24 protein-coding genes and 1 pseudogene are annotated in these 22946 nt (G+C 59.4%); 10 read left to right on the top strand and 15 right to left on the bottom strand.

Going from position 1 to position 22946, the window contains the following annotated elements; genetic code table 11:
• Positions 1 to 83: 83 nt before the first annotated feature.
• Together LC354_RS00910 and LC354_RS00905 are read right to left on the bottom strand one after the other, a co-directional pair.
• Positions 84 to 257 (bottom strand): annotated as a pseudogene (locus LC354_RS00910) (transposase); the annotation flags it as partial.
• A 370-nt stretch (positions 258 to 627) separates the two neighbouring features.
• Positions 628 to 1647 (bottom strand): ribose-phosphate pyrophosphokinase, encoded by a 1020-nt coding sequence (locus LC354_RS00905; RefSeq protein WP_223420924.1) that lies wholly within the window; start codon positions 1645 to 1647, stop codon positions 628 to 630.
• A gap of 106 nt (positions 1648 to 1753) precedes the next feature.
• Between LC354_RS00905 and LC354_RS00900 the strand changes: the two genes are divergently transcribed.
• Positions 1754 to 2353 (top strand): 2-hydroxychromene-2-carboxylate isomerase, encoded by a 600-nt coding sequence (locus tag LC354_RS00900; protein ID WP_223420921.1) that lies wholly within the window; start codon positions 1754 to 1756, stop codon positions 2351 to 2353.
• Between the two features lie 55 nt (positions 2354 to 2408).
• On the opposite strand, the gene LC354_RS00895 is transcribed toward LC354_RS00900, so the two are convergent.
• The 7 genes from LC354_RS00895 to LC354_RS00865 all read right to left on the bottom strand — a co-directional run bounded on the left by LC354_RS00895 (position 2409) and on the right by LC354_RS00865 (position 8480).
• The gene (locus LC354_RS00895) at positions 2409 to 3446 is read right to left on the bottom strand and encodes a threonine aldolase family protein (protein ID WP_223420920.1); all 1038 of its coding nucleotides are present in this window, start codon (positions 3444 to 3446) and stop codon (positions 2409 to 2411) included.
• A complete protein-coding gene (locus LC354_RS00890; RefSeq protein WP_223420918.1) occupies positions 3446 to 3916 on the bottom strand; it encodes a YcgN family cysteine cluster protein in 471 nt (156 codons plus the stop codon). Before LC354_RS00890 ends, LC354_RS00895 begins: the two co-directional genes overlap by 1 nt.
• Positions 3913 to 4845, bottom strand: a complete 933-nt coding sequence (locus LC354_RS00885) for a bifunctional riboflavin kinase/FAD synthetase (protein WP_223420916.1) — start codon at positions 4843 to 4845, stop codon at positions 3913 to 3915. The genes LC354_RS00890 and LC354_RS00885 overlap by 4 nt, the downstream gene beginning before the upstream one ends.
• A 127-nt stretch (positions 4846 to 4972) precedes the next feature.
• Positions 4973 to 5416, bottom strand: coding sequence for a MaoC family dehydratase (locus LC354_RS00880; protein ID WP_223420913.1), 444 nt, complete (start codon positions 5414 to 5416; stop codon positions 4973 to 4975).
• 88 nt (positions 5417 to 5504) lie between these two features.
• Positions 5505 to 6377, bottom strand: a complete 873-nt coding sequence (locus LC354_RS00875; protein ID WP_223420911.1) for a TIGR01459 family HAD-type hydrolase — start codon at positions 6375 to 6377, stop codon at positions 5505 to 5507.
• A 62-nt stretch (positions 6378 to 6439) separates the two neighbouring features.
• Positions 6440 to 7291, bottom strand: a complete 852-nt coding sequence (locus LC354_RS00870) for a crotonase/enoyl-CoA hydratase family protein (protein WP_223420909.1) — start codon at positions 7289 to 7291, stop codon at positions 6440 to 6442.
• Positions 7292 to 7559: 268 nt separating this feature from the next.
• Complete coding sequence (locus LC354_RS00865) at positions 7560 to 8480, bottom strand: manganese-dependent inorganic pyrophosphatase (RefSeq protein ID WP_223420907.1); 921 nt, start codon at positions 8478 to 8480, stop codon at positions 7560 to 7562.
• A 114-nt stretch (positions 8481 to 8594) separates the two neighbouring features.
• On the opposite strand from LC354_RS00865, the gene LC354_RS00860 reads away from it, so the two are divergent.
• From LC354_RS00860 to LC354_RS00845, 4 genes are all read left to right on the top strand, one after another.
• Positions 8595 to 9272 carry a DUF2161 domain-containing phosphodiesterase gene (locus tag LC354_RS00860; RefSeq protein ID WP_223420905.1) on the top strand — a complete coding sequence of 226 codons (678 nt, stop codon included), beginning with the start codon at positions 8595 to 8597 and terminating at the stop codon, positions 9270 to 9272.
• Between the two features lie 392 nt (positions 9273 to 9664).
• Complete coding sequence (locus LC354_RS00855; RefSeq protein WP_223420904.1) at positions 9665 to 9952, top strand: co-chaperone GroES; 288 nt, start codon at positions 9665 to 9667, stop codon at positions 9950 to 9952.
• 52 nt (positions 9953 to 10004) lie between these two features.
• Positions 10005 to 11645: a chaperonin GroEL gene (groL, locus tag LC354_RS00850; protein ID WP_223420900.1), complete on the top strand. Its 1641-nt coding sequence runs from the start codon at positions 10005 to 10007 to the stop codon at positions 11643 to 11645.
• Between the two features lie 149 nt (positions 11646 to 11794).
• Positions 11795 to 12643, top strand: a complete 849-nt coding sequence (locus LC354_RS00845; RefSeq protein ID WP_223420898.1) for a DMT family transporter — start codon at positions 11795 to 11797, stop codon at positions 12641 to 12643.
• Here the strand turns inward: LC354_RS00845 and LC354_RS00840 are convergent.
• Positions 12609 to 13061 carry an NUDIX domain-containing protein gene (locus tag LC354_RS00840; protein WP_223420897.1) on the bottom strand — a complete coding sequence of 151 codons (453 nt, stop codon included), beginning with the start codon at positions 13059 to 13061 and terminating at the stop codon, positions 12609 to 12611. The two genes, LC354_RS00845 and LC354_RS00840, sit on opposite strands and share 35 nt — an antisense overlap.
• 71 nt (positions 13062 to 13132) lie before the next feature.
• On the opposite strand from LC354_RS00840, the gene LC354_RS00835 reads away from it, so the two are divergent.
• Together LC354_RS00835 and LC354_RS00830 are read left to right on the top strand one after the other, a co-directional pair.
• The gene (locus tag LC354_RS00835) at positions 13133 to 13909 is read left to right on the top strand and encodes an alpha/beta fold hydrolase (RefSeq protein ID WP_223420895.1); all 777 of its coding nucleotides are present in this window, start codon (positions 13133 to 13135) and stop codon (positions 13907 to 13909) included.
• Complete coding sequence (locus LC354_RS00830) at positions 13896 to 15038, top strand: alpha-D-ribose 1-methylphosphonate 5-triphosphate diphosphatase (RefSeq protein ID WP_399202693.1); 1143 nt, start codon at positions 13896 to 13898, stop codon at positions 15036 to 15038. The genes LC354_RS00835 and LC354_RS00830 overlap by 14 nt, the downstream gene beginning before the upstream one ends.
• A gap of 58 nt (positions 15039 to 15096) precedes the next feature.
• Here LC354_RS00830 and LC354_RS00825 read toward each other — a convergent pair whose 3' ends face one another.
• From LC354_RS00825 to LC354_RS00815, 3 genes are all read right to left on the bottom strand, one after another.
• Entirely contained in the window at positions 15097 to 16164 is a 1068-nt protein-coding gene (locus tag LC354_RS00825) for a 5-(carboxyamino)imidazole ribonucleotide synthase (RefSeq protein ID WP_223420891.1), read from the bottom strand.
• Positions 16157 to 16642, bottom strand: a complete 486-nt coding sequence (purE, locus tag LC354_RS00820; protein ID WP_223420890.1) for a 5-(carboxyamino)imidazole ribonucleotide mutase — start codon at positions 16640 to 16642, stop codon at positions 16157 to 16159. The genes LC354_RS00825 and purE overlap by 8 nt, the downstream gene beginning before the upstream one ends.
• A gap of 122 nt (positions 16643 to 16764) precedes the next feature.
• On the bottom strand, positions 16765 to 16989 hold the full coding sequence (locus LC354_RS00815; RefSeq protein WP_223420887.1) for a YdcH family protein: 225 nt from the start codon (positions 16987 to 16989) through the stop codon (positions 16765 to 16767).
• A 158-nt stretch (positions 16990 to 17147) separates the two neighbouring features.
• Between LC354_RS00815 and LC354_RS00810 the strand changes: the two genes are divergently transcribed.
• From LC354_RS00810 to LC354_RS00800, 3 genes are all read left to right on the top strand, one after another.
• Entirely contained in the window at positions 17148 to 17558 is a 411-nt protein-coding gene (locus tag LC354_RS00810; RefSeq protein WP_223420886.1) for an Hsp20 family protein, read from the top strand.
• Between the two features lie 3 nt (positions 17559 to 17561).
• The gene (locus tag LC354_RS00805) at positions 17562 to 17786 is read left to right on the top strand and encodes a DUF1150 family protein (protein ID WP_223420884.1); all 225 of its coding nucleotides are present in this window, start codon (positions 17562 to 17564) and stop codon (positions 17784 to 17786) included.
• Positions 17787 to 17960: 174 nt separating this feature from the next.
• Positions 17961 to 18830, top strand: a complete 870-nt coding sequence (locus tag LC354_RS00800) for a PhzF family phenazine biosynthesis protein (protein ID WP_223420882.1) — start codon at positions 17961 to 17963, stop codon at positions 18828 to 18830.
• A gap of 106 nt (positions 18831 to 18936) precedes the next feature.
• Here the strand turns inward: LC354_RS00800 and LC354_RS00795 are convergent, their stop codons facing one another.
• Together LC354_RS00795 and LC354_RS00790 are read right to left on the bottom strand one after the other, a co-directional pair.
• Entirely contained in the window at positions 18937 to 21006 is a 2070-nt protein-coding gene (locus LC354_RS00795; RefSeq protein ID WP_223420881.1) for a bifunctional sulfate adenylyltransferase/adenylylsulfate kinase, read from the bottom strand.
• Positions 21007 to 21140: 134 nt separating this feature from the next.
• Positions 21141 to 22820, bottom strand: coding sequence for an adenylate/guanylate cyclase domain-containing protein (locus tag LC354_RS00790; RefSeq protein ID WP_223420879.1), 1680 nt, complete (start codon positions 22818 to 22820; stop codon positions 21141 to 21143).
• Between the last annotated feature and the right edge of the window lie 126 nt (positions 22821 to 22946).

The following is a 22946-nucleotide window of genomic DNA, read 5'->3' as shown; positions in this document are numbered from 1 at the left end:
GCTTCTCCCAAACGCTACAGCGCCCAGATCGGCAGTCGAATGTCACCTTTGAGCCGTCCCTGACAGCGGCCTGTGACCCCTCTGCCGGCTCTGCCGCGATCCGGGAGGCTCAGGGTCAGCGTTCTCTGGCGTCGGCAAAGCGTGTTGTCGTCGGCCATAGCCCAGCCCAATCCGACCAGCCGCAACAGGCTTTCAACGCCCCCGGGTGGTTGCCTGAGCGGCATACCGAACAAAATCTTCAACCTCAGGCAAGTCTGGCATCGCTGAATGGGTTCTGCCGTCTCCGACCAACTGACAGACGACTTTTTCATCACAACGGAGATCGCGGCCTTCAAAAGAGCCGTCGGCACCTCTGACACCGTACGATATGCGACTGTTGGCGCAGAATTTCTACTGGAAACGTCCTGAATTCAGGGGCTTATGTGCACAGGGAAACCAAGGGCAGCGGTGCGGATCACATCGTTCCGATGGCCTGGATTACACATTTGACAACGATGTGACGCTGTCATCCGGTCTTGTTTTTGTCAAACAGGACGGGATCAAATCCGAGCAATCCGAAACTTTCGTGATCGTCCCCTCTATTGATCGCGATACAGAAAAAACGACAAGTCCGAGCCCGCCGTGCACTCACTCCGCCGCGTACATCCCGTCATAGATCGGGCTCAGCGTATCTGCTTCGAACAAGGATGACACCGATGTGCCGTGCCAGATGTTCAGGATGGCCTGCGCAAAGATCGGTGCCGTCGGAACGATCCGGATATTGGGTGCGCTCTTGACCGATTCCGATGGCTGGATGCTGTCCGTGATGACCAGCGATTTCATGACCGATTTGGTCACCCGTTCGACAGCAGGGCCGGACATGACACCGTGCGAGATGTAGGAATGGACTTCCTTGGCGCCGTTTTCCATCAGGATTTCGGCAGCCTTGCACAAGGTTCCCGCAGTATCGACCATATCGTCGATAATCAGGCAGGTCTTGTCGCTGACATCGCCGATCACGGTCATTCCGGCGATCTCGCCCGCCTTTTCGCGGCGCTTGTCCACGATCGCCAGGGGGGCGTCGAGGCGTTTGGCAAGTTCGCGGGCGCGGGCCACACCGCCCACATCCGGCGAGACGATCATCAATTCGTCCATCCGCCCGGCGAACTGTGTCTTGATATCAAGGGCAAAGATCGGCGAGGCATAGAGGTTGTCGACGGGGATATCGAAAAAGCCCTGTATCTGCGCCGCGTGCAGGTCCATCGTCAGGACCCGCTCGATGCCCGCGCCGACCAGCATGTTCGCCACCAACTTGGAGGAGATCGGTGTGCGGGCCTTGGTCCGGCGGTCTTGGCGCGCATAGCCGAAATAGGGGATCACGGCGGTGATGCGCGCAGCGGACGAGCGGCGCAAGGCATCGCACATGATCAGCAATTCCATCAGGTTGTCGTTCGCGGGGTTCGAGGTGGGCTGAATGATGAACATGTCTTCGCCGCGCACGTTTTCGAACACTTCCACGAATATCTCGCCGTCATTGAAGCGCTCGACCCGGGCATCAACCAGCCCCACGTTGATACCGCGATGCATGGTCATGCGACGCGCAATCGCTTTTGCCAACGGCAGGTTGGCATTGCCCGAGATCAGCTTGGGCTCTTGGATATTCGGCATGACGTTCCCCTAAGCAGCACGATATGTGACAGATTCGTGATGTTGACACCGCATAGCACGGGCGTACGGTCTCGCGAAACAGTTGACCCCCGAACCGGAGATAGAAATGCCCCATATTGACTATTATTTCGCGACTTTGTCGCCCTATACGTATTTGGCGGGGCACCGATTTGAAGATGTCGCGGCCAAGCATGGGGCAACGGTGACCTACAAACCGCTCGACGTCATTGCACTGTTTGGACGAACCGGCGGCACGCCACCCAAGGACCGGCACATCAACCGTATCGAATACCGCGCGCAGGAACTGGTGCGGCAGGCCAAGAAATACGACATGCCCTTCAACCTCAAACCGGCCCACTGGCCCACCAATGCGGCCCCGTCCTCCTATGCGATCATTGCCGCGCAAAACGCCGGCGGAGGGGATATGGGCAAGCTCGTGCACACGATCCTGCGTGCCGTCTGGGCCGAGGAGAAGGATATCGCGCAGGACGACGTGATCAAGGCGTGCCTGTCGGAGGCTGGTTTTGATCCGACGCTTGCAGACAGCGGATTGCTGACAGGGGCCGAAACCTATGCCGCCAACCTCGAAGAGGCGATCGACAAAGGCGTCTTTGGCGCACCGTTCTATATTGTCGACAATGATCAACGCTTTTGGGGGCAGGACAAGATCGAGGATCTTGACGCACATCTGTCCGGCAAACTCTGACACATCAAGGGCGGCCCACGGGGTCGCCCGCGCTCAAGACGCAGACGCTCTGGCGCTAGAGGAGCGCCAGAAACGCATCGACCTCGTCATGCGTGCGCGACCAGTCACAGACAAACCGGGCGGCCAGACGTTCGTCCGGGTCATCCCCTTCCAACTTGCTGCCCCACAAATAGTATTTCGCCCCCGCCTCATGCAGCCGCTTGTGCAGGGTGCGCGGGAAGGCGGCAAAGATCATGTTGGCACGGGGTTCATAAAGCAGTTCCGCACCCGCCTCGCGCAGCCCGTCTGCCAACCGCGCGGCCGTGCCATTGGCCCGCTCTGCAAGCTCAAGCCACAAGCCATTCTCCAGATATCCCGCCATCTGCGCACTCAGATAGCGGTGTTTGGAAAACAGGTGTGCCGCGCGTTTGCGCCGCAATTCAAACTCCCACGCCTTGGCAGGATCAAAGAAAATGACCGCTTCAACGCCCATGCACCCGTTCTTGGTTCCACCAAAGCTGACAACATCAACGCCCGCTTTCCAGGTCATTTCCGCCGGGCTACACCCCAAGGCGACCAGAGCATTTGCAAAACGGGCCCCATCCATGTGCACGGGCAGGCCATAGTCCTTGGCCACGCCCGTCAATGCGTGCAAGGCATCAAGGCTGTAGACGCCGCCATGCTCCGTCACTTGCGTGAGCGAAACCGGCCCGCGCTGCGCGCCGTGCACCCCGCGACTCTCCTCCGCGTCGATGGCAGTGCGCAAGGCATCCGGGCACATCAGATCGCTGCCCGGCACCAGCGTAAGCTTGGCCCCGCCACTGTAAAACTCAGGCGCGTTGCACTCGTCCTCACTGATATGAGCCATGGGCGTGCAAAATACCGTCTGCCAGGGCTGGGTATAGCAGGCCAGCCCCAGCGCATTCGCCGCCGTTCCCGTGGCGACCAGATAGACGACGGCCTCCGGCGCTTCAAAGGTCGTGCGGATGGCGTCACGCACCTCGTCCATAATCGGATCTGCCCCATAAGGCATCGCCGGGCCCTCATTGGCCGCGACCACCCGCTCCATGATCTTTGGATGGACTGGCCCCGCATTGTCAGAGGTGAAAAACATCAGGTCGGCTCCTCGATGATATAGTCTTCCCAATCCTCGTCCGCGATATCGAATTCGCTGACGGTTCTGCCCTGCACCGAAACGCCCGCCGCATGCACACTGTCCGGCGTGCCGGTGATCAGCGGATGCCAGTCGGGCAGGGGCTGTCCGGTATGCAACAACCGATAGGCGCAGGTTTGCGGCATCCAATAGGCGTGGCTGTCGATGTTCGACGGCTTCAGCACGATACATTCGGGCACGAACTGGTGGCGGGTCTCGTAATGGGCGCAGCGACAGGTGGCATCGTCCAGCAAGCGGCAGGCGACACGGGTCAACGCCACCTCGCCACTGTCCTCATCCTCCAGCTTGTTGAGGCAGCATTTGCCACAGCCATCGCACAAGGCCTCCCATTCATCCTTGTTCAGGGACTTCAGCGGCTTTTTCTCCCAGAACCGATGGGCCAATCCGTCGCGCCGAATAGGATCGCTCATAGGGCCGCCAAAATCGCACGTGCACGGGCGCTATCGGCATCCATCTGCGTGATCAACGCGTCCAGCCCGTCAAATTTCTCTTCCCCGCGCAAGTACTCGACCAAGGCAACGGACAAGGGCGTGCCATAAAGGTCGCCCGAGAAATCAAAGAGGAACGTCTCAAGGTTGGGCCTGTTCTCGCCAAACATCGGGCGCACGCCCATCGAGGCCACTCCGTGATACTGGCCGCGGTGCGGCCCCTCCAGAACCTCAACCAACACGGCATAGACGCCAAAGGCAGGTGGATGCAGCCCGTCAATCGACATGTTCGCGGTAGGGTACCCCAGGGTTCGGCCGCGCTGTTCTCCGCCGATCACCGGGGCCTCGATGCGGTGCCAATGGCCCAGCATCGCCGCGGCATCGCGGGGCCGGCCCTCGCTCAGGGCCTGACGGATCGCCGTGGACGACACCGTGGCGACGGACTGGGCCAGCAAGGGCGCAATCGTCACACCAAACCCCATCTCAGCGCCATATCGAACCAGATCCTCCGCCGTCCCGGCCCGCTTGTTGCCAAAACAGAAATCGGCCCCCACCACCACATGGGCAAGGCCAAGGCCTTCGCATATCACCCGCTCGGCAAACGCACGCGGGCTCAACGCCGCCATGCCCGCATTGAAGGGCAACTCATACAACCGCTCCACACCGAGCTTTTCCAACCGGCTGGTGCGGGCAGCCTGGCTCATCAGCCGAAACGGCGGGGCATCCGGCGCAAAATAGACACGCGGATGCGGCTCAAAGGTCAAGATCCCCAAGGGTGCATCCGGCACCGCCTTTCGGGCCAGTTCTATGACGGACCGATGGCCCAGATGGACACCATCGAAATTGCCGATGGCAGCGGTGGCCCCACGATCGGCCGGCTCAACAAACTGATAGTCGCGAATGATCCTCATGGGCCATGCCTAGCGGCGTGCCGGTCCGAGGGCAAGAACACCCGATCTCTTCTTTCGGCCAAAAATATCCCGGGGGAGGCGCGCAAGTGCCGGGGGCGGAGCCCCGGCTACGGATCGGTTCAAAACCTCAGTCGAATTTACGCGAAGGGGCCAGCACCGTCGCTTCCCCAATCAGGACCTTCTTGCCATCGACACTGCAATGGCATTCCAGCTTGACCCGCCGCTTGCTGAAATCGATGTCACTGACCTTGACCTCGGCATGGACCATGTCGCCGGGCCGCACGGGGGCCAGAAACTTCAGCGACTGGCCCATGTAAACCGTGCCATGACCGGGCAGTTGCTCTCCGATCACGGCCGAAATCAATCCGGCGGTCAGCATGCCATGGGCAATGCGGCCCTCGAAAATCGTGTCGCGGGCATAGTCGTCATCCAGATGCACCGGGTTCCGGTCGGTCGACACCTGCGCGAACATCTCAATGTCTTCATCCGTCACGACCTTACGCAGGTGACGGGTCATGCCCATTTCGATATCTTCGATACAGATCGTGCCGCGGGGTAGATTGTCCAACATGTGACGCTCCGGTAATTATCTGACGTAAATATTATCACTTACGCAAGGTTATTACTTTGCACGCGCAGAAAATCAAGCAAAAAGAGGGTCAGCGGAGTTGCCCTATCGCGAAGGTCGGCGCGCTTTTTTCCTTTTCCAAATAGCGCTCTAGCAGGTCGGGGTCCGGTTGATCCGTCGTTTTTGTCTCGGAAGCCGCCAGCCCGCCGGAGATGAACAGGGAATCAATATCTTCGCCCATCGCTCCTGCGATATCGGTCAGCACCCCGTCGCCAATCGCGAGAATCGCGCTGTCGGGCACGTCCACCTCCAATTCGGCCAGTCGCCGCCGCGCCAGATCATAGATCGGGGGATGCGGCTTGCCGAAATACAGGCTTTCGCCGCCCATCTCCGTATAGAGCTTGGCGAGCGCCCCGGCGCACCATTGGCGCACATCGCCGCGATCCACCACGATATCCGGGTTGGCGCAGAGCAGTTTGAGTCCCAGTTGCTTGGCCATCAAGAACTCGGGGCGCATCACATCGGGGTCGGCCATTGGATCACGCGGGCCGGTCAGCACAATGCCGGTGGCTTCGGTCAACGGCACCATTTTCAGATCAATCGGCGCCTTGATCACGCCGATGGGTTCGAAAAACTTCTCTTCGCCGGGCTGGCCAATAAAGTAGACCTTATCGCCGACCGCACCGCGAAACATGGCGGCACGGGCGCTGTCGCCGGACGTCGCAATCGTATCCCAGGCGTCATCCGGTACGCCGAACTGCGTCAGTTGTTTCTGCACGCCTGCACGCGGGCGCGGAGAATTGGTCAGCATCACCACCTTGCCCCCCTTGGCGCGGTAGGCTTGCAACGCCGCCACCGCCTCGGGCAGGGCGTGCACGCCGTTGTGCACGCATCCCCACAGATCGACAAAGAGCGCGTCGTAGCGGTCGGAAATTTCGGACAGAGCAGAAATGATCTGGGCCATGGGTACGCCTTTCGGGTTGATCTGGCATCGGTCTGCCACAGCCCCGCCGGTATGAAAAGGGTTCAGTCGGTGCTGTTCAGCGGGCGGTCCTTTGTCCAGTCATACAGCCCGCTGTCGCGCTCGCGCACCGCCTGCTTCCAGCCCACGGTCTCGGACCGGGCCTTGAAATTCAGCCCCTCGGGCGAATGGCGCGTGATCCCGTCAAAGACCGTGGCCAGTCGTTGCGTCTGGTTGATCGTCGCCTCGATGGTCTGATTGATGACCATCTTGTTCATGGCCAACTGGTTGATCGGCACGGTCGCCATGCGCGCGGCGAGCGCGTCGACCTCCGCGTCCAACTGGTCCGCGGGCACGGATTTGAGTACAAGTCCCATCTCGGCTGCCTCGCGCCCAGTGATCTTGTCGCCGGTCAGCAGCATGCGTTTGGCCTTCTCAAGGCCAAGGCGGTACACCCACATCGCCGTCGTGGGGCAGCCCCAGACACGCGCGGGCATGTACCCGATTTGCGCGTCATCGGCCATCACAACCAGATCACAACACAGCGCAATATCGGACCTGCCGGCGACAGCATAGCCATGAACCTTGCATATCACCGGCTGCATCGCCCGAAACGTGGACATGAATGCCTGCGTGTTCGCCCACATGAACGCGTAATCCTGCATCGGATCCCAGGGCATGCCCTGCGTCAGGCGATTGTCCGGATCCTCTGCATAATGCGCCAGATCGTAGCCTGCACAAAACGCGTCCCCCGCGCCGGACAGGATCATGACGTGAATGTCCGGATCGGCATCGAGGGTCTTGACCGCCTGTTCCAGATCGCGCGGCAGATCGTCGTCGATGGCGTTCATCACCTCGGGTCGGTTCAGGATGATGCGACCGATGCGGCCATCTTTGTGCAGCGTGACTGTAGACATGGATGCTCCCACTTGCCGCAAATACTAGCCCGTTGCGATGGGCAACGATAGGGGATGTGCGTTTTCTGCCCGCAGGGCGCGCGTTGCCTTAACCATGGCATCTGCGTGCGCTGCCGGTGCACAGGTGGTGCACGGGCTGTGCACGCCCTGTGCCTCCCTGGTGTGGGCCGTAAATCCTTCTGAACACGGGATGAACCGGCACGAAAAAGGGCGGCCCTTCCGGACCGCCCCTCGTTCGAAAACCTACTCGGTTGAGTGCGTCGATTGCTCAGACCTTGAGATTCGGAATGATCTGCTTCTTGCGGCTCATCACGCCGGGCAACACGACGGTGTCGCCGGACACGGTGGCGCCAAAGCTTTTCTCGGCGACTGTCTTGGTCATGTCATTTGGAATCAGCATCGTCGCTTCTTCGTTCAGGATGTCGACCACGAACAACAGAACCTGATCCGCGCCGTCTTCCTTGGCCACATCGACCATCGATGCCATGAGGCTATCCTTGCGGTCCAGCACCAGCTTGGGCGACGTGGTTTCCAGAACGGAGACGCGGAACTGGGTGCCGTCCACTTCGTATTCCTTGCTGTCCATGCGCAGCAGTTCCGCATCGGAAAACGCGGAGACGTCCGATTTTGCTTCAAACATTTCAGAAGCATAGGTTGGAATGTCGATGCCCAGATCGCGGGCCAGATCAAAGGCGATGGCCTTGTCTTCCTGCGTTGTGGTGGGGGAGCGGAATTCCAGCGTGTCCGACAGGATGCACGACAGCATGGCCCCTTTGACCGATGTAGGCGCCTGCGCCATGTCCTTGCCGATCATCTTCCACATGATGGTCGCGGTGCAGGCCAACGGCTCGATGCGAATGTCGATGGGGCCTTTGGTTTCAAGGCCACCCACCAGCTTGTGGTGGTCGATGATGGCCGTGATGTCGGCGGCGTTGATCGCGTCGGGCAATTCGGCCGGGTTGTTTGTGTCGACGATGACGACCGGCTGATCCGCGTCTACGGTCGAGATGATGCGTGGCTTGGGCAGGTCCCATTTCTTCAGCACGAACGCGGCTTCGGTGTTGGGCTCACCCAAGAGCACGGCCTCTGCCTCAGTGCCTTTGATTTCATTCAAGTACCAGGCCCAGATAATGGGCGAGCCGGTCGAATCGGTGTCGGGGGATTTGTGGCCGAAAACAAGAGTTGTCATGGAAGTACTGTCCTTGAAATGTGTGGTTTTGGCGCCCTTATAGCAGCGAAACATGTGTTGTCACTGGGGGCAGGGGCGTTGCTTTTCGCCGCAGGGGCGGGAAAGGTGGCAGCCATGGCAGAAACCCGCGAAATTGATCTCTATCCGCCCGTCAAAGCGTTTCTGGAAGACCAGGGCTACGTTGTGAAGTCCGAAGTCGGTGCGGCGGATGTTGTGGCTATACGGGGCGGCGAACCACCCGTCATTGTCGAACTGAAGCTGGGGTTTTCGCTGGCGCTGGTGCACCAGTGCGTGGCGCGGCTGAAGGTCAGCGATGACGTCTATATGGCCGTGGCACGCGGCAAGGGAAAACGGTTTTTGAAGGCGACCAAGGACATGACGATCCTGTGCCGACGTCTTGGAATGGGCTTGATGACGGTCCGCCTGAAGGACGGGCTGGTCCAGGTCCATTGCGACCCCGGCGCCTATGCACCCCGCAAGAATGCCAGACGCCAGGGTCAGTTGCTGCGCGAATTTGCCCGGCGCCAGGGCGATCCGAATAATGGGGGACAGACCCGCGCGGGCCTGATCACGGCCTATCGACAGGATGCGCTCAGGCTGGCGATGTACCTGTTTGAAATCGGCGCCAGCAAAGGTGCGGACGTGGCGCGGGAGACGGGGGTGCCCCGGGCCACGACGATGATGCGCGATGATCATTACGGCTGGTTCGAAAAGGTGGAAAAAGGGGTGTATGGCCTGTCTCCCAGCGGCGCGGAGGCCGTTGTCAGTGCGAGCGATGCACTCGGAAAGTAGTTATTTTACCCGAATTCCATTTTATAAAAGCGAGAAGTGCTGCGACTGGATTTGAAACGCAGACGGAAACCGTCACGGTTTCCGGCCAATTTTTCGCGTCGAAAAATGACGCCTGATACCACGCGCGGGTCCTTCAGCTTATGACAATCCGAAGTTTCCGCAGGTATCTGTGGTTCAAACGTTGGGTTGAATTGTGAAGGTACGCGCCAAATATTTATGCCACCAGCGCAAAGGCTGGCGGGACATTTTTGTAGATTTCCCGTGGCGAGGGCGTTGACACAGCTTTCAGACCTTACTACCTAGCCATCGTTATCACTTGCCTGGTGTGAGTGCTAATGGTCTCCGATCCGGAGGCCGGGAGAAGAAACTTTGAGCCTTAAGGAGCTGCAAAGATGGCATTGAAACCGCTTCATGACCGCGTGTTGGTACGCCGCACGGAAAGCGAAGAGAAAACCGCTGGCGGGTTGATCATCCCCGAAAGCGCAAAGGAAAAGCCGAGCGAAGGTGAAATCGTGTCTGCAGGCCCCGGCGCCCGCAAAGACAGCGGCGAGCTGATCGAGATGGGCGTTAAAGCCGGGGATAAGATCCTGTTCGGCAAATGGTCCGGCACCGAAGTCACCATCGACGGCGAAGAGCTGCTGATGATGAAAGAGGGCGACATCATGGGAATCATCGAGTAAGCGCCCGCAGCTTCTCTGATTCCTCTCAATCAATTCTCAAAGGAGATAGAATATGGCTAAGGACGTCAAATTCGATACAGATGCACGTGACCGTATGCTCAAGGGCGTCAACACCCTAGCAAACGCCGTCAAAGTGACATTGGGCCCGAAAGGCCGCAACGTGGTAATCGACAAATCTTTCGGCGCGCCCCGGATCACCAAGGACGGTGTGACGGTTGCAAAAGAGATCGAGCTTGAAGACAAGTTCGAGAACATGGGCGCGCAGATGGTCAAGGAAGTTGCTTCCCGGACCAATGACGAAGCAGGCGACGGTACAACAACCGCGACTGTTCTGGCGCAAGCCATCGTCCGCGAAGGCATGAAATCGGTTGCGGCCGGCATGAACCCGATGGACCTCAAGCGCGGTATCGATCTGGCCACAGCCAAAGTGGTTGAAGCCATCAAGGCCGCAGCGCGCCCCGTGTCCGACAGTGACGAAGTTGCGCAGGTTGGCACGATCTCGGCCAACGGCGAAGCAGATATCGGTCGCCAGATCGCTGACGCGATGCAGAAAGTCGGCAACGAGGGTGTGATCACCGTCGAGGAAAACAAAGGTCTTGAAACAGAGACCGACGTTGTCGAAGGCATGCAGTTTGACCGTGGCTACCTGAGCCCCTACTTCGTGACCAACGCCGACAAGATGACGGCGGAGCTTGAAGACTGCTTGATCCTGTTGCACGAGAAGAAACTGTCTTCGCTGCAGCCCATGGTTCCGCTGCTGGAGCAAGTGATCCAGTCGCAAAAACCCTTGCTGATCATCGCAGAGGACGTGGAAGGCGAAGCGCTGGCAACTCTGGTTGTGAACAAACTGCGCGGCGGCCTGAAAATCGCAGCTGTCAAAGCCCCTGGTTTTGGCGATCGCCGCAAAGCCATGCTGCAGGATATCGGCATTCTGACCGGTGGTCAGGTCATTTCCGAAGAACTGGGCATGAAGCTTGAATCCGTGACAATGGATATGCTCGGCACGGCCAAGCGCGTTCAGATCACCAAGGACGAAACGACCGTGATCGACGGCGCCGGCGAAAAAGCCGAGATTGAAGCACGTGTCAACCAGATCCGTGGCCAGATCGAGGAAACAACTTCCGACTACGATCGTGAGAAACTGCAAGAGCGTGTGGCCAAACTGGCTGGCGGTGTTGCTGTGATCCGCGTCGGCGGCATGTCCGAAGTTGAAGTGAAAGAGCGCAAGGACCGCGTTGACGATGCCCTTAACGCGACCCGTGCGGCCGTGCAGGAAGGTGTTGTTGTCGGTGGTGGTGTAGCTCTGGTCCAGGCCGGAAAAAAGCTTGCAGACTTGACCGGTGAGAACAACGATCAGAACGTCGGTATCTCGATCGTTCGTAAAGCGATCGAAGCGCCTTTGCGTCAGATTGCTGAGAACGCTGGTGTCGACGGTGCCGTTGTCGCGGGCAAAATCCGCGAAAGCGACGATCTGACATTCGGTTTCAACGCGCAGACCGAAGAATATGGCGACATGTTCAAGTTCGGCGTCATTGACCCGGCCAAAGTTGTGCGCACAGCATTGCAAGACGCAGCGTCTGTCGCTTCGCTGTTGATCACGACCGAAGCGATGGTTGCTGACAAGCCTGCCAAAGACGGTGGCGGTGCGCCCGGCGGCATGCCCGACATGGGCGGCATGGGCGGCATGATGTAAACCAGCCCTGCGCTGAACGATATGGGAAAGGGGCCGCGTTATGCGGCCCCTTTGTCGTTGGGTGGCTCTGTTTTGCCCTGACGGGCAAAAGGCGCCCACCCACCGACCCGGTGCTGGACCCTGTTGAAGAACGGGGCTAGTGCACTGCGATGCGTCTGATCCTGTTGACCTGCCTGACCATGGCTGCCTTTGCCGCCAATTCCGTTTTGAATCGGGTGGCGGTGGCCGATGGTGCAATAGATCCCTCCAGCTTTGCCATGATCCGGGTTCTGTCCGGTGCCTTGGCGCTCTGCCTGATCCTTGCGGTCAGGGGGGGGCGGTTGCCGGTATTCGAACCGGCCAGAGTGGTCGGATCTGTCAGTTTGGCCGCCTATATGATCGGCTTTTCTCTGGCTTACATTTCTCTTGATGCTGGGCTGGGCGCCTTGATTCTCTTTGGCACAGTTCAGGTATCGATGTTCGGTTGGTCCGCCCTGCAAGGTGCGCGACCTTCGGCGCGGCAGATCACAGGGGCCGCTATCGCTTTTGTCGGACTGGTTCTGGCGCTGTGGCCCAGCGACGGTGCGAGCGCTGATGTTTCGGGCACCCTGCTCATGGTCTTGGCGGGTTTGGGGTGGGCCGCCTATACACTGGCAGGCAAGGGAGCCCGGGACCCTTTGGCGACGACCGCTGCAAATTTCGTCGTTGCCACACCGCTTTTGGCAATCGCTTTGCTGGGTGGCGCACTGCATGCCGCACCTTCGGGCATTGCACTGGCGATCGCGTCTGGAGCGGTCACATCCGGTTTGGGCTACGCGCTTTGGTATTCTGTATTACCAGACATGCAGGCCCAGACGGCTGCGGTGGTTCAACTGAGCGTCCCGATCATCGCCATCCTTGCGGGTGCGGTGATATTGGGAGAGGTGATCACGCTTACAATTGTCGTTTCGGCCATCCTTGTGCTCGGGGGCATTGCACTTGCGGTTATTTCACCAAAACTTCAAGGGGATCGTAGCTGACCCCTTCAGTTCCGAAAGCCGCCGCGCCGAGGCTGTCAGGCTTGTGCGGGATCGCTTCCAGTTCATCCAGTGTCAACCAGCGGCGATCCGTCACGATATGTTCCGTATCTGTCCAGTCCGTGGGTCGCGGGCTGTCGGGCAGGATCGTGCAGCGAAAGAAGAGATCGATCTGATGATAGCCGCTGGCCGGGTCGTGAAATTCGTTTATCAGGCACGGCGCGCCGACGGATACGTGCAAGCCGGTCTCTTCCTGGACCTCGCGAGCCAGATTGTCGGGCAGGCTGCTGCCGACCTCGACACCGCCACCGGGGGCACACATCAATGGGCTTTGACCGTCAGGCCACGCATTGACCATCAGGAGGCGTCCGTCTTCGACGATTACGGCGCGCACGGCCACGCGCGGAGACTTGGGACGCATGATGTACCTTTGTTGGAATTGACGAAGCGTTGCCATTCCATAGGCCGATGTTTGAGTGTATCTCAACCGCTATGAAACGCTTTTTCGCCTTTTGCCTTATGATGCTTGCCGGTGTGAGCGCCGTCCGTGCGGATTGCGTGGTGTTGTTGCACGGGCTTGCGCGGACAGAAACGTCCTTTGTTCTGATGGAGCAAGCGTTGAAGGCTGAAAATTACCGTGTGGTACGTCCCGGATATCCCTCCACATCGGAAACGGTGCAGGAATTGGCCGCCGAAGTCATTCCCGCCGCGATAAACGCCTGCGGGGACGATACGGTGCATTTCGTCACCCACTCAATGGGCGGCATTCTGGTGCGTTACTGGTTGGCCAACCATCCACATCCGAAGAAGCTGGGGCGGGTCGTGATGTTGGCGCCGCCCAACAATGGCAGCGAAGTGGTTGATGCGCTTGGAGATATCGAGGCGTTCGGGTGGCTCAACGGCCCTGCCGGTGGCCAGCTTGGAACCGGGTCGGAAAGCTTGCCGCGCCGACTGCCCGCTGTCGACTATCAGGTTGGGATTGTTGCGGGAGATCAATCGCTGAATCCCTACTTTTCCTCTTTGCTGCCGGGGCCGGACGACGGAAAGGTTTCGGTTGCCTCCACCAAGGTTACAGGCATGACAGATCACATCGTGCTGCCGGTCACGCATACGTTCATGATGAACAATCCCAATGTGATTGCGCAGGTCATGGCGTTTTTGAAGACCGGGGCCTTTAATCACGATTTGCGTTGGGTGGATGCCGTGCTGGAACATCTGGGTTGTCCCGAGGGCGCGTGTATCTTGGGGCGTTCCGGTGCTGGCGATTGATATTATCGGGGCTGAGGTCCTGTATCCGGACGGTTTGTCACGCCCACCCTTGTCTTTGGCGGATGGGCTGATTGTCGATGCGCCTGTCGGACGCGCCGTAGACCTTTCGGGGTTTCGCGTGTTGCCTGGGATTGTGGATGTGCACGGGGACGGATTCGAGCGCCATCTTGCACCGCGACGCGGTGCTATGAAGCAGATGGGCGAGGGATTGCGCGCGGCCGAAGCCGAACTGGCGGCCAATGGCATCACCACGGGCGTGCTGGCACAATTCGTCAGTTGGGAAGGCGGGTTGCGGGGCCTTGACTTCGCCGATCAGGTCTTTGCCGCGATCGCGGAGGTCGGGCCGGATCTTGTGACGGATCTGCGTCCGCAATTGCGGTTCGAGACGCATCTGATTGATCTTTATGCCACCTTGCCGGAGCGGGTGGCAAAGTGGGGCGTCGCCTATGTCGTGTTCAACGATCACCTGCCACATGAGCGCCTTGCCGAAGGGCGTAAACCGCCCCGGATCACGGGGCAGGCCTTGAAAGCGGGGCGAAATCCGGACGTACATTTCCAGATGTTACTGGATCTGCATGCGCGCTCCGGCGAGGTGTTCGCAGCCCTTGGCCCGCTCTGCGATGCGTTGCTTGCTGCGGGTGTCCGTATCGGAAGTCATGATGACAACACAGCCGAAGCGCGCGCGCAGTGGCGTGCGCGTGGCGCGCGTGTGGCTGAATTTCCCGAAACGCAAGGCGCGGCAGAGGCTGCACGTTCCGCGGGCGACGCTGTTGTTCTGGGCGCACCCAATCTGGTGCGTGGCGGCTCTCACAAAGGCAACGTGTCGGCGCTCGACCTTGTCGCGATGGGACAGTGCGACGCCCTGGCATCTGACTATCACTACCCATCTCCGCGTCGTGCGGCATTGATGTTGGCGCGCAGTGGCGTGCTGGATTTCGCGGCGGCGTGGGCCTTGGTGTCGTCAGGGCCTGCCCGCGTTCTTGGGTTGACGGATCGCGGCAGGCTGGTCCCGGGGCTGCGCGCCGATATCGTGATTTTGGATGCAGAAGATCGCGTGGCGGCTACCCTGTCGGGCGGGCGCGTCAGTTACATGTCCGGGGATGTGGCAGAGCGGTTCGTGGCGGGCTGAAGACCGCCTTACGAGGTCCATGGCAACGTGCGGGATTCTTGCAAGATAGCGCTGCTGCCTATGAAACGACCCGGTTGACATGGCCCATTTTGCGACCTGCGCGCGCTTCGGCTTTGCCGTAGAGATGCAGAGCGCTGCCTGCCTCGCGCGCTATCTGGGGAACGCGCTCCATGTCGTCTCCGATCAGGTTTTCCATCACCACGTCGGCGTAACGCTTGCCGTCGCCCAGCGGCCACCCCGCGATTGCGCGGATGTGCTGCTCGAATTGATCCACGACGCAGCCATTCTGCGTCCAGTGCCCGGAATTGTGCACGCGCGGGGCAATCTCGTTCACGATCAATCCTTGCGGCGTCACAAAAAGCTCGACTCCCATGACCCCGACATAATCGAGCGCGTTCAGGATGTTGGCGGCCAGCAGAATGGCATCCGTACGCTGGCTGGCTGACAGGCGGGCAGGGATTGTGGTGCTGTGCAAGATACCATCCTTGTGCACATTCTCGCCCGGATCGAAACAGGCCACGGACCCATCCAGACCACGCGCGGCGATGACAGAGACTTCGTGGCTGAACTCCACGAAACCTTCGAGGATTGCGGGCGCACCCTTCATATCGGTCAAGGCGGTGGCCGCGTCCGCCGCCGCCATGATCCGGGCTTGCCCCTTGCCGTCATAGCCAAAGCGCCGCGTCTTGAGGATCGCGGGCGTGCCGATCGCGGCCAGCGCGGTCGCGAGGGCGGCCATGTCCGGTACGTCCGCATAGGCGGCAGTTTTCAGGCCGAGGCCAGAAAGGAAGTCTTTTTCCACAAGCCGGTCCTGGCTGACGCGCAGCGCCTCGCGGCCCGGCCGGATCGGCGCATGGTCTTCGAGCGCATCCAGAGTCAAGGTGGGGATATTTTCGAACTCATAGGTGATGACATCGACCGTGGTGGCAAAGGCGAAGAGCGCGTCGTTGTCTTCGTAAGGGGCGGTGGTGCACATGTGCGCGACGTCACCGGCCGGGGGCAGGGCGCTTGGCTCAAAGATGTGGGTCTTGAAGCCAAGCCGCGCGGCCGCAACCGACAGCATACGTCCCAATTGGCCTCCGCCGAGAATGCCGATGGTTGCACCCTGGGCCAAAGGTTTAGTCATCGGTCGGTACCTCGGGGATGGAGGCCGACAGGTCTGCGCGCCATTGATCCAGACGTGCCGCCAGATTGGCATCGTTCAAGGCAAGAATACCCGCAGCCATCAGACCCGCATTGGCTGCGCCGGCCGCACCGATCGCCATGGTCGCCACCGGAAAACCGCGCGGCATCTGCACAATGGAATAGAGCGAGTCCACGCCGGACAGTGCCCGGGTCTGGACCGGAACGCCGATCACAGGGACGCGCGTCTTGGAGGCCATCATGCCCGGCAAATGCGCGGCACCGCCAGCGCCCGCGATTATGACCTGAAGACCGCGTTCTGCAGCGGTTTTGCCATAGTCCCACAGTCGGTCCGGCGTGCGGTGCGCCGAGACGATCCGCTTTTCATAAGGCACACCCAGCGCGTCCAGCATATCCGCAGCCTCGCGCATCGTCGGCCAGTCGGATTGGCTGCCCATGATTATGCCAACCTGTACGGTCATACTGCTTCTCCTGCGATCAAGAAGCGCGGAATATAGGTGTTTCGTGGTCAAGCGCAATCGTTTCCGAAAGCGCCGCTTCAGTCATCTGGACGCAAGTCTGCCCATGCGGGTGAATGGCGGCTTCACGCAATGATATCAGGGGTCAGACGATCTTCGATATTGGCAATTATATCCTTGAGACGCAGCTTTTTCTTTTTCAGGCGTTGCACCGTCAACTGGTCGGCAGTGGGCATCTCCTGCAGCGCGCGGATAGAGTCGTCCAGATCCCGGTGCTCGCGACGAAACACTTCAAGTTCAACGCGCAGCACTTCGTCGTTCTTCATCGAAAGATCCGTGGGGGCGTTCATGATATGATTCCAAACAATTAGTGTAACGTTAATATAATCACGACAACGCGATGCGCCTAGACCTTGTTACACACATGGTTTCTGCCCATATTAGGCGTGTTCGTTGCCGTATACGGGACGGACACCTGACTGTCGCTTGCCCTAAAAGGACGTGTCGTATGACGAAAATGACTTTGGCCTCTTACCCGCATATGCTTGGGTTTGAGCAACTTGAACGGCTTCTGGAACGGACTGCCAAGGGCAGTGAAGGCTATCCGCCGTTCAACATCGAACAAACATCTGACTTTTCGTACCGGATAACGCTTGCCGTGGCCGGTTTCGCCGAAGAAGACCTGTCGATCACCGTTGAAGATCGGCAGTTGGTTATTCGCGGCCGACAGGCAGAAGAGACCGAGGGCCGCATATTTTTGCATCGTGGCATTGCCGGACGGCAGTTCCAACGCAGTTTTGTGTTGGCCGATGGTGTCGAAGTGGGTGAAGCTGTGATGGAGAATGGTCTGCTGCATGTGGATCTGACCCGCGCCCAGCCCGAAACGATCGTGCAGACGATCAACATACGGAAAGGATAAGTCATGAACACGCCATATGATTTGAATGCTGATGTGGGCCGCATGGTCTATGTCAAACCGATCTCGGTCGATGCGTTGCCCAAGGAAGTTCAGGATCAGGCCGAAGGCTTGAAGCAGTTGTTCGCTGTACATGATGCGGAAGGTCAGCAATTGGCCTTGGTGGCGAATCGCAAATTGGCGCTGGCACTGGCGGTTCAGAACGACTACGCCCCGCAGCCTTTGCACTGATGGTTTATTGACGGGCTGCGTACATTCACGTGGCCCGCTTTTTGGGGATGCAAGCGGACGGATCACGCATTCCTCACTGTTTGACGCGTCACTCTAAATTTACTCCGACGGATTGTATCTATCCACGAAGCCCCCGTAAGTTTCTGCAAACCAGATTGTCTGAGGGGGAACACGATGCAATTTGAGGTGGACTGGGTGGACGCGTTCACCAATGTCCCGTTTGGTGGAAACGGATGCGCCGTCGTCCACGATGGCGCAGGTTTGGGTGAAGAGACCTGTCTCGCTTTCGTTCGTGAAACGTCATTGGTCGAGTGTACGTTTACAGGCCCTTCGACGGTTGCAGATATTAGGGTGCGTTATTTTCTGGCCAGTCGGGAAATCCCGTTTGCGGGGCACCCGACGGTGGCCACTGTCGCCGCTTTGCGCCACCGTGATTTGATCGGCGACGGCACGCTGGTTTTGGAAACCGGGGCAGGCCTTGTGTCGGTTGCAATTGCCGATGGTCAGGTGACGATGACCCAGATCGCGCCGGACTTCGGCCCTTACGTTCCCAAAGCGCTTGTCGCCGCAGTCGGTGATATCGCGCCGGAAGACATCGTGCACCCACCCCGAATCGTCTCGACGGGGTTGCCGTTTTGCATAACGGTTCTGAAAGATCGCACCACTTTGAATGCGGTGCGTTTGAACAGTGTCGGATTGCAGGCTTACTTCGACCAATTGGGTCTCGACGGGACCGACATGATGGAGCCATTCTGGGTCACGCAAGCGGGTGCCACTGAGGAGGGTGACAGCTATGCGCGGCTGCTTTTGGCGCCGCCAAGTCCGGGTGAGGATCCGTTTACCGGGTCTGCGACCGGGGCAATGGCCGCCTATCTGTGGTCTGAAGGGTTGATTGGAACGCCCCGCCTTGTTGCAGAACAAGGGCATGGAATGGGACGGCCGGGCAGGGCATATGTCGAAGTTTTGGGTCCACGGGGGGCGATCACCGGGGTGGTTGTGTCGGGCCAGGCGCATGTGTTGATAAGCGGATCCTTACACTTGTAAAAAGGCGCACCAAAGGGTGCGCCTTACGGGAAGAGACTTCCGCGGGACTCTCTGATCGAGCCCGTAAGGCGGAGGCATCCTCCGCCGGTGGTATCGCTCGAATGGTCTAGATCAGGCCCATCGACTCCAGTTTCAGCAGAACCTGGTGCGCGCAGTTATCGACGTCGACATTCTCGGTTTCGACGCTCAACTCAGGGTTTGCAGGCACATCGTAAGGGTCTGAAATACCTGTGAACTCTTTGATCTTGCCTTCACGCGCCAGCTTGTACAGGCCTTTGCGGTCACGGCGTTCACACTCTTCGATCGTGGTGGCGACGTGCACTTCGACAAAGGCACCGAAAGCTTCGATGTCTTCGCGCACGGCGCGGCGCGTGGTGGCATAGGGCGCGATGGGCGCACAGATGGCGATCCCGCCGTTCTTGGTGATCTCGGACGCGACATAGCCGATGCGGCGGATGTTCAGGTCGCGGTGCTCTTTGGAGAAGCCCAGCTCGGAGGACAGGTTCTTGCGCACGATGTCACCATCGAGCAATGTCACCGGACGTCCGCCCATTTCCATCAGCTTGACCATCAAGGCGTTTGCGATGGTGGATTTGCCCGACCCGGAGAACCCGGTGAAGAAGACGGTAAACCCTTGTTTGTCGCGTGGAGGCTTGGTGCGACGCAGTTCCTTGACCACTTCGGGGAACGAGAACCATTCGGGGATTTCCAGACCTTCGGCCAGGCGGCGGCGCAGTTCCGTGCCCGAGATGTTCAGGATGGTAATGTCATCCTTATCTTTGATTTCGTCCATGGCTTCGTATTGGGCGCGTTCCTGCACCCAGACCATGTGTTTGAAATCGACCATTTCAATGCCCATCTCTTCCTGATGCGCGCGGAACAGGTCCTGCGCGTCATAGGGGCCATAGAAATCTTCGCCAGCGGAGTTGCTGCCGGGGCCTGCGTGGTCGCGACCGACGATGAAGTGGGTGCAGCCGTGGTTCTTGCGGATCAGGCCGTGCCAGACCGCTTCACGCGGGCCTGCCATGCGCATGGCGAGGTTCAGAAGGGACATCGAAGTTGTCGCTTGCGGGTACTGGTCGAGGACCGCTTCGTAGCAGCGCACGCGGGTGAAGTGATCGACGTCGCCCGGTTTGGTCAGGCCCACGACCGGGTGGATCAGCAGGTTGGCCTGTGCTTCACGTGCGGCGCGGAAGGTCAGTTCCTGGTGCGCGCGGTGCAGCGGGTTCCGGGTTTGGAAAGCCACAACCTTGCGCCAGCCCATTTTACGGAAAAACGCGCGCAATTCGTTCGGCGTATCGCGACGGCCGCGGAAATCGTAGTGCACAGGTTGCTGGATGCCTGTGACCGGTCCCCCCAGATAAACGTCGCCCGCCGTGTTATGCAGGTAGTTGACGGCAGGGTGTGCGCTGTCATCTGCTCCGAACACTTTTTCGGCTTCGAGCGCTTTGTTGGGTGTCCAACGGTCGGTGACGGTCATTGTGGCGAGGATCACGCCTTCCTGGTCACGCAGCGCGATGTCCTGACCGATCTCCAGATCGCCGGAGAATTTTTCGTTGACGTCCAGCGTGATCGGGATCGGCCACAGATGACCGTCCACGGTGCGCATGTCGTTGACGACACTGTTGTAATCCGCTTCGGAAAGAAAGCCCTTCAGCGGGTTGAACCCACCGTTCATCAACAGCTCCAAGTCACAGATCTGACGTGGTGTCAGATCCCAGCTGACAAGGTTCGCAGCTTCCATTTTGAGCTTTTGCGCGCTGTCATAGGAGACGAATAGCTCCGGGATAGGGGCGAGATTATTTTCCATCAATTTTGTCCTGTAGTTTAAGGGATTGAATCCAGAGGTTGTGCCAGTCAGTTCGGAATAGAGCGCGTCGTATTCTGCAAACTTTCGAGTTAAGAATTGGTCAGTGAGCCGAATTTTTTCGGCGGCACCGCGTGTCGTCAGTGCATAGTAGTAGCGTTGGCGTTTGTCGGGACCGTCATGGCCGCTGACGGAGACGAAACCGGCTGCCGTTGCGCCACGCAGCAATGCGTTGAGCCGACCCAGAGACACGCCCAACGCTTCGGCCGTAGACCGTTGCGACGCCTGCGGCGCCAGATCAAGCTGGCGCAACAGACGGAAGAGCTGATCTTCGTATTCCGGATTGGGTTTCGTCGCGGCGCTTGTCATGTCACAGACTCAGTTACGTTCATGCGTGAACACATGTCAGAAGAAGTGTGTTCATGAAAGAACAAACTTTCAATATGCGACGTTTTTGTACATTGTGGTTAATGGGCGACACGGAAGCTGCGGCGCAGGTCTGATCAGAACGAGCCTGTCTGAAGTGCTCCTGCATCGCTCGCATCTGACAGGGGCAAGGCTTGCAATGGTGCTTCGCGGCCACGCAAAGTGAGCGACACGAGGCTGTCATCGGGCGGACTTATGTCGGCGGCAATCAGAATATCAATGGAGACAATCGCTTGCACACCAAGGGCCTTGGTTTCACTCTCCAGACGCGACGCGATGTTGACCGTATCACCGATCAGCGTCCGTGGCGCCCGACCCGCCGCACCGATCTCTCCCAGCACGACTGTCCCCAGATGAACGCCGATGCCGATCGAGACTGGGGTGCTGCCTTCTTGCGTCAGGGTGGCATTGAATTTCTCGAGCGCTGCCCCAATCCCTTCAAGCGCCTTGAGTGCAGCGCGGGCCGAACTGGTGTCATCCCTTGTTTCAAAAACAGCCATCAGCCCGTCGCCCATATACTTGTCGATCGTGCCATCCGCCGCGAGAATGGGCGGGACGATCTCATCGAAGAACCGGTTCAACAGGAAGACCACATCATAGGGCAGTTGCCCGTCGGTCCGGGCCGTAAAGCCGCGCATGTCCAGAAAAAGGACAGCAAGCCGGGCTTCCTTGCCTTGACTGGCATGGGCGCGCCCCCGTTTGCCATCCTCTGCAAAGACTCGAAACACTGTTGTCGGGCCTTGTGGCCGAACCTGACAAGCAAGCCGCGCATTCGGCGGTGCGCCAACCGCGTGCAAGGCGCGCCTTTCCGCGGCTGAGGGCGGTGGCAAGTCATCAAGCCCGTCCTCGACGATGACCCGGCAGGTGGTACACCGCCCACGTCCACCGCACAGCGCGGTATGAACCACCCCTGCCATCCGCGATGTTTCCAACAGCGTCGGCCCCCGCGCGGCCCGGACGGTCGGGCCGTTCACATAGGTGATCCGCACCGGTTTGCGGATGCTCGCCACGGTCCAGCGTATCAGGATGAATATGATCAGAACGCCCAGAATTGTCCACATGATGCCGTCCACACGTGTGTCGATTGTGCGGAGAAAATCAAAGCCTTGTTGGTCTGGAAATCCCCAGGCTTCAAAGGCCATGGCCCGTGTCCCTGGGTCCTGGAGGATCTCCCGCACCGCGCGGCCAGAGGTGACGAATCCCAGCAAGGCCAAAGTCGGTACCAGAACGGCGATCCCGATCATCCATGGAATGGCACGCCCCCACCACGACGTTATCCTGAGCCACATATGTATGCCGATCGCGGCGTGCACCCAGGTGACGGCCATCAAGACCACCTGCAGCCACCCATCGGTCGTGTCCCATATCAACGCGGTGACATAGCCCAACCGGGTATCCACGCCGATGGCTTGAAATGCGATATGGGTGTAGATGATGTGGCTGCTCAGGATCAGTGGGATCGTGATGCCAAAGGCAATCTGGATGCCTTCGCCCAGCGACATCCGAAGCGAGCGCCGCATGGCGATTTTATAAAGCGCGAGCAAAAGATGCGTGATCAGCGCGGTGCCCAACAGGACCTCGCCCGGGGCGCTCCGGGTGACGGCCAGCCGGAGGTCCTGAAACGCATTGGCAACGCTGGGGGAGATCAGAACGGCCGCAATGTTGAGCAAGTGGAGCGTGACGTAGAGCATGAGCACGAGGCCGGACGCGATCCGCGCCCGCGTTGCCCAGTTGCCACGCCAAAGCACGCTCGCCATGATGTCCCCAATTCACGTAGTTCCGAGAGGAAAGGGTGGCGACAGAACACCTGTCGGTCAACCTGTCATTGGTCGCTGGTCGCCTTTGGTGTTGGCGGACCACACCCGGTGTTGATGGTGGTAGAG

It is taken from the genome of Tateyamaria pelophila (assembly GCF_019966495.1).
Lineage (GTDB): Bacteria > Pseudomonadota > Alphaproteobacteria > Rhodobacterales > Rhodobacteraceae > Tateyamaria > Tateyamaria pelophila.
This window is presented reverse-complemented; position numbering and strand designations above follow the sequence as displayed.